Origin of the sequence: Enterobacter sp. ECC-219 (assembly GCF_043966805.1) — a bacterium.
Taxonomy (GTDB): Bacteria; Pseudomonadota; Gammaproteobacteria; order Enterobacterales; family Enterobacteriaceae; genus Enterobacter; species Enterobacter cloacae_N.
Window position 1 is genome coordinate 4,137,509 of sequence record NZ_CP143680.1, and the last position, 8,782, is coordinate 4,146,290.

Annotated in this window: 7 protein-coding genes; 2 read left to right on the forward strand and 5 right to left on the reverse strand. The window is 56.3% G+C overall.

Going from position 1 to position 8,782, the window contains the following annotated elements; all coding sequences use genetic code 11:
* Nucleotides 1-33: 33 nt before the first annotated feature.
* Both V1603_RS19755 and V1603_RS19760 read right to left on the reverse strand, forming a co-directional pair.
* On the reverse strand, nt 34-1,221 hold the full coding sequence (locus V1603_RS19755) for an MFS transporter (protein WP_233002570.1): 1,188 nt from the start codon (nt 1,219-1,221) through the stop codon (nt 34-36).
* A 124-nt stretch (nt 1,222-1,345) separates the two neighbouring features.
* Nucleotides 1,346-1,606, reverse strand: coding sequence for a DUF2534 family protein (locus V1603_RS19760; protein ID WP_262808709.1), 261 nt, complete (start codon nt 1,604-1,606; stop codon nt 1,346-1,348).
* A gap of 209 nt (nt 1,607-1,815) precedes the next feature.
* On the opposite strand from V1603_RS19760, the gene eco reads away from it, so the two are divergent.
* Nucleotides 1,816-2,319, forward strand: coding sequence for a serine protease inhibitor ecotin (gene eco / locus V1603_RS19765; RefSeq protein WP_116338638.1), 504 nt, complete (start codon nt 1,816-1,818; stop codon nt 2,317-2,319).
* 101 nt (nt 2,320-2,420) lie between these two features.
* Here eco and mqo read toward each other — a convergent pair whose 3' ends face one another.
* Nucleotides 2,421-4,070: a malate dehydrogenase (quinone) gene (gene mqo, locus V1603_RS19770; RefSeq protein WP_395313148.1), complete on the reverse strand. Its 1,650-nt coding sequence runs from the start codon at nt 4,068-4,070 to the stop codon at nt 2,421-2,423.
* 188 nt (nt 4,071-4,258) lie between these two features.
* On the opposite strand from mqo, the gene V1603_RS19775 reads away from it, so the two are divergent.
* Nucleotides 4,259-5,548, forward strand: coding sequence for a SulP family inorganic anion transporter (locus V1603_RS19775; RefSeq protein WP_192983204.1), 1,290 nt, complete (start codon nt 4,259-4,261; stop codon nt 5,546-5,548).
* Here the strand turns inward: V1603_RS19775 and mgtE are convergent.
* Both mgtE and V1603_RS19785 read right to left on the reverse strand, forming a co-directional pair.
* Nucleotides 5,511-6,947 carry a magnesium transporter gene (mgtE, locus tag V1603_RS19780; RefSeq protein WP_116338632.1) on the reverse strand — a complete coding sequence of 479 codons (1,437 nt, stop codon included), beginning with the start codon at nt 6,945-6,947 and terminating at the stop codon, nt 5,511-5,513. The two genes, V1603_RS19775 and mgtE, sit on opposite strands and share 38 nt — an antisense overlap.
* A gap of 148 nt (nt 6,948-7,095) precedes the next feature.
* Nucleotides 7,096-8,739: a multidrug ABC transporter permease/ATP-binding protein gene (locus V1603_RS19785; protein ID WP_395313149.1), complete on the reverse strand. Its 1,644-nt coding sequence runs from the start codon at nt 8,737-8,739 to the stop codon at nt 7,096-7,098.
* Between the last annotated feature and the right edge of the window lie 43 nt (nt 8,740-8,782).

Below are 8,782 nucleotides of genomic sequence, written 5' to 3' on the forward strand. Positions count from 1 at the left end.
CACATTGAAAACCAGCCACTTATGGCTGGTTTTTTATTTCGCCTCGTCCGGTGTTTTACCCAGATAGATCAGAGTCGCCAGACAAATCACCGCTCCGGCGCAAAACGTATACGGTGCTCCAAAGGTTTCCCAGATTGCCCCGGCTCCCAGGCTGGCGATTAACAATCCCGCGCCGCTGACCAGGCTAAATATACCGAACGCCGTACCGCGCAGATCCGCAGGAGCCGTTTTCGCAACCATTGCCGCCAGCAGCCCCTGCGTCATCCCCATATGAACACCCCACAGCGCGACGCCTAACACAATACCCGTCCAGTGGGTGCTAAGCGCCAGCACAATGTCTGCCCCAATCAGAACCACCAGCCCCCACTGCAGCAGCCGGGTGTGGCTCATCGTGTCGGACAACTTGCCAAACGGATATGCCGAGAGAAAATAAAGCAGATTCATGGCCACCATCACCAGCGGAATCAGCGCCAGCGGCACCCCCGACTGCTGTGCGCGAAGCACGAGAAATGCTTCACTGAAACGCGCGAGCGTGAAGATGGCACCCAGGCCAATAACCCACCAGCAGCCTTTCCCGAGGCGTCTGAGGTTCTCTTTTTTGATGGGATTTGTTCGCTTATGTTCGACAGGGGTTTTCGGCTCATGCAGACCGAAAAAAAGCAGTGCAACGGCGAGGACGCCGGGGATCACCGCCACCCAAAAAATAGTGCGAAAATCATCATTCCACAGCAGCATTAAGCCGACGGCCAGCAGCGGCCCGAGAAATGCGCCGATAGTGTCCATCGACTGACGCAGACCAAAGGCCGCACCACGGAGTTCCGGCGGCGTAACGTCAGCGACCAGCGCATCACGCGGCGCCCCCCGGATCCCCTTCCCTACCCGGTCAATCAAGCGTGCCCCAAGAATCATGCCGGAGGAAGAGGCTATAGCGAACAATGGCTTACTCACCGCGCCAAGACCGTATCCCAGTACCGCCAGCCCTTTACGCTTGCCCAGGTAGTCACTGATTGCCCCGGAAAAAACTTTGATAAACAGCGCGGTGGCTTCAGCCAGGCCTTCAATCAAACCAATAAAAAGCACGCTGGCACCCAGCGTTGTGACCATAAACAACGGGAGCAGGCTGTGAATGATCTCAGAGGAGATATCCATCAACATACTGACCCCACCCACAACCCAGACGCCTTTCGGGATCCGGCTGAGCGTTGCAAACCGGGATAACATTGAGCCTCTCCTGCTTTATGGCGAACAAGCTTATGCGGAACAGAATATCCTGGAAAAGAGAATAAAAATTATCAGGCATAAAAAAAGCCAGCCCGCAGGCTGGCTTCTTATAGCAGATAAATGCTTAGTGCTTATCACGTCCGCCCAGGAAGAAAATGCCCAGCGGGATGGCCAGCAGAACGGTGAAGACAAGGCTGTAAACGAAGATCATCGCCGACTGCAGCACATACATGCTGGTAGTCCAGGCGGAGAGAGGAATGTTGTACTGTTCGATGACGCCAACAATGGTGGCCCGCCCGACGCACGCGGCAGCAATCATAAACACGACCAGCAGCGCCAGGAGGAACTTGCGGCCTTCAGGTGTTTTCAGTTTTGCACAAACCATCTCTCTTCCCTTTCACAGATGAATAACATAATAGAGGGTCTAAAATAACACGAACGCCCGCCACACTCCACACCAGTACAAACACCTGCCAAAATGGATAACACCAGGTTTATTACGCTGCATATAATGAAAATGTAAGTAAATCACACTAATCATTCATACGCATTATGTTAGTCTGTGCAGGACCGTTTTGACATAAAGGAATGACAATGAAAAACGCACCTAAATTTGCCATCGCGCTTCTCGCCGCCGCGTGCGTCAGCACCAGCGCTTTCGCCAGCGACGCCCAAAAAGCGCAGCCGCTGGAAAAAGTTGCCCCCTATCCGCAAGCGGAAAAAGGCATGAAGCGTCAGGTGATTCAGCTGCCGGTTCAGCAGGACGAAGCGAATTACAAAGTGGAACTGTTAATTGGCAAGACGCTGGAAGTAGACTGCAATCAGCACCGTCTTGGCGGTCAGCTGGAAAGCAAAACCCTGGAAGGCTGGGGTTACGACTATTACGTCTTTGATAAAGTCACCTCTCCGGTTTCCACCATGATGGCCTGCCCTGACGGCAAGAAAGAGAAGAAATTTGTGACGGCCTATCTGGGCGACAACAGCCTGCTGCGCTACAACAGCAAGTTGCCGATCGTGGTGTATACGCCTGAAAACGTGGAAGTGAAATATCGCGTCTGGAAGGCAGATGAGACTGTCGGTCAAGCCGTAGTACGTTGAATATAAGTCGGGTGGCGGCTTCGCCTTACCCGACCCCTCTCCCACCGGGAGAGGGAGAAAACACAAAAAACGGTAACGAATGTTACCGTTTTGCTTTTACCTTACAGCGCGATATCCGCAACCGGTTTGTTTTCCGCCTGAGGCTTCAGCTCCGCTTTTGGCGCAGCATCCGCAGCCTGCGGCTTCACGTACTGCAACTGCAATACGCGGCTGGTATATTCCAGCTCCTGCTCCGTCGCATCCACGTTACCGTTCAGCTTCGTGCCGTACGATGGAATAATGGTTTTCAGCTTCGCCTGCCATTCCGGGCTGGCAACTTTGTCTTTAAACACTTTTTCCATCAGGTGCAGCATGATTGGCGCAGCGGTAGACGCACCCGGTGACGCGCCCAGCAACGCGGCAATCGTGCCATCCTTATCGCTCACCACTTCGGTACCCAGACGCAGTACGCCGCCCTCTTTCGGATCGCGCTTGATGATCTGAACACGCTGACCCGCCTGCCACAGACGCCAGTCTTCTTTCTTCGCCTGCGGATAGTACTCTTTCAGCGCCTCGAAGCGTTCGTCGTCAGAGAGCATCACCTGGCTGATCAGATATTTTACCAGGTCGAAGTTATCCAGACCCACGTCCATCATCGGCTTGACGTTAGAGGTGGTGGTTGCGCTCAGCAGATCCCACAGGGAGCCGTTTTTCAGGAACTTGGTGGAGAAGGTCGCGAACGGTCCGAACAGCACCACGCGTTTACCGTCCAGCATACGGGTGTCAATGTGCGGTACGGACATCGGTGGCGCCCCTACGGAAGCCTGACCGTACACTTTTGCCAGATGACGATTCACCACTTCCGGGTTCTCGGATACCAGGAACTGGCCGCCGACCGGGAAGCCCGCATAGTCGTCAGCTTCAGGAATACCGGACTCCTGCAGCAGCTTCAGCGCTGCGCCGCCCGCACCGATGAAGACAAATTTGGCCTTAATGACGTGCTCGGCTTCATTGTTTTTCAGATCGGCAACCGTCACGCTCCAGCTGTTGTCCGCATTGCGCTTAAAGCCGCGCACTTCGGTGCTGAGCTGCAGGTTGAAGTTCTCTTTTTTCTTCAGGGATGCCACCAGCTGACGGGTAATTTCACCGTAGTTCACGTCGGTCCCGATTTCGGTACGGGTCGCCGCCACTTTTTGGTTTGGATCGCGACCTTCCATCACCAGCGGGGCCCATTCTTTGATCTGCGCGTGGTCTTCGGAGTATTTCATCCCGCGGAACAGGGTGCTCTGCTGCAGCGCAGCGTAACGTGCGCGCAGGAAATTCACGTTCTGCTCGCCCCACACAAAGCTCATGTGCGGTACGGTGTTGATGAAGGAGTGCGGGTCGTGCATCACGCCGCTGTTGACCTGGTGAGACCAGAACTGACGCGAGATCTGGAATGCTTCGTTGATCTCTACCGCCTTCTCGATACTAATGGAACCGTCCTTTTTCTGCGGCGTATAGTTCAGTTCCATGAGTGCCGAATGCCCGGTACCGGCGTTATTCCAACCGTTCGAACTCTCCTGCGCCACGCCATCGAGACGCTCGACCATGGTCATGGACCAGTCCGGCTGCAGTTCCTGCAGATAGGTTCCCAGCGTGGCGCTCATGATACCGCCACCAATTAAAAGGACGTCCGTTTCCTGCTCTTTTGGTGCGTCTGCTTTCGCTGCCATCGAGACGGCGCTGAGCCCAACGGCCAGAGAAAAGAGCATGGCAGTCATTTTTTTCATAATTTATGCCTTAGTGTAAAAGTGCTTGATGCGTGGAAAGTGCAGGTGAAAAAAGCTGCGTGGGCACGGTAACAACTTTTAAATATTGTTTAAAGGTTACGAAATTATTGTAATTGTGAAATTTAATGATGGATTGTTTGTAGGGGATTGCGGGGCGCAGCTGGCAATAGGGGGAATTTATGGCTACTATGCTGCACTTTGTGATCGCGCGCACGGAAGCCTGCCCTAACCAGCGAACTGTTATGTCCTTACCCCATTCTGCTGTATCCCCCGAAGACCGCGTAGCCAACGTACTGCGTTCCCCTAAGCAGCTGACGCGTGAAACGCTGGCGGGCGTTATTACCGCCCTGGCCCTGATCCCGGAAGTGATCTCTTTTTCCGTAGTCGCAGGCGTTGACCCAAAAGTCAGCCTGATCGCCTCCGTAGTGCTGTGCCTTGTTCTCTCCGTGTTGGGAGGTCGTCCGGCGATGGTCACGGCAGCCGCCGGTTCCGTAGCGCTGGTCATTGGCCCAATGGTGCATCAGCACGGCGTACAGTACATTCTTCCCGCAGTGCTGATGGCTGGCGTGATACAAATTCTGTTCGGCGTGCTGGGCATGGCAAGACTCATGCGCTTTATTCCCCAGTCGGTCATGACGGGGTTTGTTAACGCCCTGGGGATTCTTATCTTCTTCGCTCAGGTGCCGCATTTCTGGAGCCGAAGCCCGCTGATTGTGGGCCTGTTCGTGCTGACGCTGCTGATCGTGCTGTGGGTGCCGCGCTATATCAAAAGCATCCCTTCCCCGCTGATTGCGATCGTGCTGTTAACCTTGTTCACCGTTTCAACCGGCCAGGTCCTGCCGACCGTGGGCGATGAAGGCTCCATGAGCGGTGGTTTGCCGGGGTTTACCGAGCTGCTGGTACCGCTTAACGTACAGACGCTGAGCATCATCTGGCCGTGCGCCTTGAGTATTGCCTTCGTCGGCCTGCTGGAATCCCTGCTGACGGCAAAGCTGGTGGATGAACTGACCGTAACGCCATCGAGCAAACGCCGCGAGAGCATCGGGCTGGGCGTCGGCAATATTCTGGCCGGTTTTTACGGCGGCATTGCGGGCTGCGCGATGATCGGACAAACCATCGTTAACGTGGAGATGGGGAAAGGGCGAAGCCGTATTTCAACCCTTGCGGCGGGCATCGTGCTGCTGATCCTGGTGACGGCACTCAGTGAAGTCATGGCGAAAATCCCGATGGCGGTGCTGGCGGGGATTATGGCGATCGTCGCCGTCAAAACCTTCAGCTGGCACAGCCTTCAGCCCGCCACGATAAAAAATGCCCCGATTGCCGAAACGGTGGTGATGCTGGTGACCGTTGCCGCAACGGTTTCAACTGGCAACCTGGCGATTGGCGTACTGGGCGGGATTATCGTCATGGCACTGATCCCCGCCCGGATTAAGCGTCGGGTTAAAGCAGAAAAACCGTTGCCAGCCCAAGAAAAATAAAGAAACCGCCAGTATCGGTGATGGCGGTGATCATCACGCTCGACCCCACCGCGGGGTCGCGCCCCAGTTTGGTCATCGTCAGCGGGATAATGACGCCCATCATCGATGCCACCAGTAAATTCAGCACCATCGCCAGCATCATCACCCCGCCTAAGGCCATATCGTCATACAGCCACCATGTGATGCCGCCCATAATGCCGCCCCACACCAGGCCGTTGATCAGCGCCACGCCCATCTCTCTGAAGATCAGAAAGGCAAAATTACCGGGCTGAATATTTTCCAGCGCCAGCGCGCGGACGATCATGGTGATGGTCTGGTTTCCGGTGTTGCCGCCAATCCCGGCCACAATCGGCATCAGCGAGGCCAGCGCCACCAGCTGCGAAATGGTGTGTTCAAAGCCGTCAATCACGCGGGAGGCGATAAAGGCGGTACACAGGTTAATAGCCAGCCACGCCCAGCGGGTTTTTACCGCCTTGCCGACGGAGGCATGGACGTCATCTTCGGCGCTGATCCCCCCGAGCGCGCGCAGGTCGTTGTCGGTTTCTTCGTAGACCACATCAACGATCTCATCAATGGTCAGACGCCCCATCAGCTTGCCGACGGAGTCTACGACCGCCGCACTCACAAGGTCATCACGTTCAAAGGTACGCGCCGCTTTTTCCGCGTCGTCTTCCGGGGAGAAGACCATCGGCTCGTTTTCCATCACCTCGCTCACCTTCCGCTGGGTGCTGTTGAGCAGGATGGTTTTCAGCTCCAGCTCGCCGAGCAGGGTTTTGTCCCGCGAGGTAACAAACAGTTTATCGGTGTTATCCGGCATCCTGCCCAGGCGGCGCAGGTAGCGCTGCACGGTACCCAGCGTGACGTCCGGACGTACCGTGATAACGCCAAACTCCATAATCGCGCCAACGCTGTTTTTCTCGTAGTGCATCACCTGGCGCACGCGCGCGCGTTCATCGGCGGGCAGAGACGCCAGCAGGCGACCGGTCAGGTTACGCGGCAGGTGCTGTACAAGGTAAATCTGCTCGTCGATATCCAGGGTTTGCAGGGCGTCGAGGATGTCCCGGTCGCTCATCTCGTCGATCAGGTCGTCCCAGACGTTTTCCGAGGCTTCAAGCAGGACCTGGCCGCGCTCGTGATCCTGCACCAGGCGCCAGAGGGCGTGACGCTCTTCCGAAGGAAGCGCTTCCAGGGTATCCGCCAGATCCGGCGGCGGTAAATGAGCAACCAGCGCACCTACCTCAGCAATATCGTCGGCCAGGGTGCCGACATCATATTGCTCAGCCAGGGTCAGTTTGCCTAATAGCGTAGAAGTGACCGCTTTATCGGTCGTGAGAAGCCAGATGAGTCGCGCACGCTCCTGGTCACGCTGCCTGGCGCTGTTTTTCTTTAATACCGACATCAATCATAAATCCATTAAATGAGTTGGGGTTAAGCATAGCGCGGGGATATGTAAATAAGAATAAACAACGGGCCGAGGTGGAGAAAAAAGCGTCATTACAGCCACGATCTATCCCCTCTCCCTGTGGGAGAGGGTTAGGGTGAGGGCATCAGGCCGTACGCGCCACCGCGTCACGCGAGGCCGCATCGCGCTCTTCACCGGTCAGCTCGCTCAGCTTGCCGTCGCGCATCTCCAGCAGACGGTCGGCATGAATGAAGTAATGATCGTCGTGGCTGATGGCGAAAATGGTCTTGCCCATCTCCTGCATCAGCGGCAGCAGCACCTGATAAAACTCGCGGCGGAAGTGCGGATCCTGGTCAGCCGCCCACTCATCCAGCAGGATGATGTCACGCTCTTCCGCCAGCGCCAGCAGCAGCGCCACGCGCTTCTTCTGCCCCTTGGAGAGCTTGAGGTTGAGGATTTTTCCATCCTGAAGCTCCAGCTTGTGCGCCATCTGCAGCTGCGCAAGCCATTTTTCCACCAGCTCAGGATTGGCCTGCTGCCCTTCCGGCCCCAGCAGCTGGTCAAACAGCCAGACATCGGTGAACACCGCCGAGAAAAGCTTGCGGTAATCCTCGGGCTTCTCCGCGCTCAGCGCCTTACCGTCCAGCAGGATTTCGCCCGACTGCGGCTGGTAAAGTCCGGTGAGCAACATCGCCAGCGTGGATTTTCCGCTGCCGTTGCCGCCGATGAGGAACAGCAGTTCACCGCGGTGAATCGTCAGGTTGACTGGCCCCACGGAGAAGGCGTTGTCCTGATAGCGGAACATCACGTCGCGCAACTCCAGGGTCTGCCAGTTCGGGAAGGCCTGCGGGCGCGGGAATTCGGCTTTGAACGGCGCGAGATCGAATTTTTTGAGTTTATTAAACGCCACCTGTGCGCTGAGTAACGTAGGCAGTGCGCCAACGGCCGAGAGCAGCGGCGTACGTAAAAACAGCAGCGTCAGCGAGTAGGTCGCCGCCACGTTGGTATCCGCCCAGCCCAGGCTGTTCGCCATCCAGAACACCAGGCCAATGGCACCCAGCATCATAATGTTGGACCAGTTCACGGCGCTCAGGTGGAAGGTATCGGCGCGAATGATGTGGTGCCGGTATTCGCGCGCGTCCGGAATATAAAGTTGATTGAAAATATGCTCGGCGCGCTCGCGGTTGAGAGTCAGCTCTTTGCGCCCTTCCAGCACCGTCTGATAATCGTTATAGAGCTTATCTTCCGTTTCGCGCAGGACCGCCATGTGCTTATAGACGCGCGACACCAGCATAAAGCCGCCCCAGATGGTGATGGCAATCCACAGGGCGGTCACCGCCAGCATTTTAGTAGAGAGCCAGGCGAGATAGGCGGCAGAGCCAAAGGTCAGGATGATCCCCTGCACCAGCTCCGGCAGGCGGACAAACGCGATGGTAATGGCGCGCACGTCGCTGGTCAGCCCTGCCAGCAGGGAGGCGCTACCGAGCTGCTCCACGCGCTCAACCTGCGTGTCGAGGATCCGCTTGATGAACTCGCTGCGCAGGCGGAAAACGAAATGGTGCCCAAGCGCGGTCAGCGCCAGCTGAGAACCAAGCGTAACCGCCATCAACAGCAGCAGCAGGCCGAGAAACTCTGGCAGTACCGAGAGTGAGGTATCAACCATTTCGATCAGCCGCACGTTTATAAACGCGATCAGGCCAATACCCAGCGCGGCGCTGGCAAGGCTTAACGCCATTACGGCAATGAAGGGCCAGCGGTACTGACGCCAGACAAGAAGAAGTAGTTGCATGCAGGCAATCCGGACAATAAAAATCAGCCAGCAGTGTAAACTG

Excerpts from the sequence above, each read along its gene's own strand:
- V1603_RS19785 (WP_395313149.1), bottom strand. The coding sequence starts at position 8,739 with ATGCAACTACTTCTTCTTGTCTGGCGTCAGTACCGCTGGCCCTTCATT.
- mgtE (WP_116338632.1), bottom strand. The coding sequence starts at position 6,947 with ATGTCGGTATTAAAGAAAAACAGCGCCAGGCAGCGTGACCAGGAGCGT.
- V1603_RS19775 (WP_192983204.1), top strand. The coding sequence starts at position 4,259 with ATGCTGCACTTTGTGATCGCGCGCACGGAAGCCTGCCCTAACCAGCGA.
- eco (WP_116338638.1), top strand. The coding sequence starts at position 1,816 with ATGAAAAACGCACCTAAATTTGCCATCGCGCTTCTCGCCGCCGCGTGC.
- V1603_RS19755 (WP_233002570.1), bottom strand. The coding sequence starts at position 1,221 with ATGTTATCCCGGTTTGCAACGCTCAGCCGGATCCCGAAAGGCGTCTGG.
- V1603_RS19760 (WP_262808709.1), bottom strand. The coding sequence starts at position 1,606 with ATGGTTTGTGCAAAACTGAAAACACCTGAAGGCCGCAAGTTCCTCCTG.
- mqo (WP_395313148.1), bottom strand. The coding sequence starts at position 4,070 with ATGAAAAAAATGACTGCCATGCTCTTTTCTCTGGCCGTTGGGCTCAGC.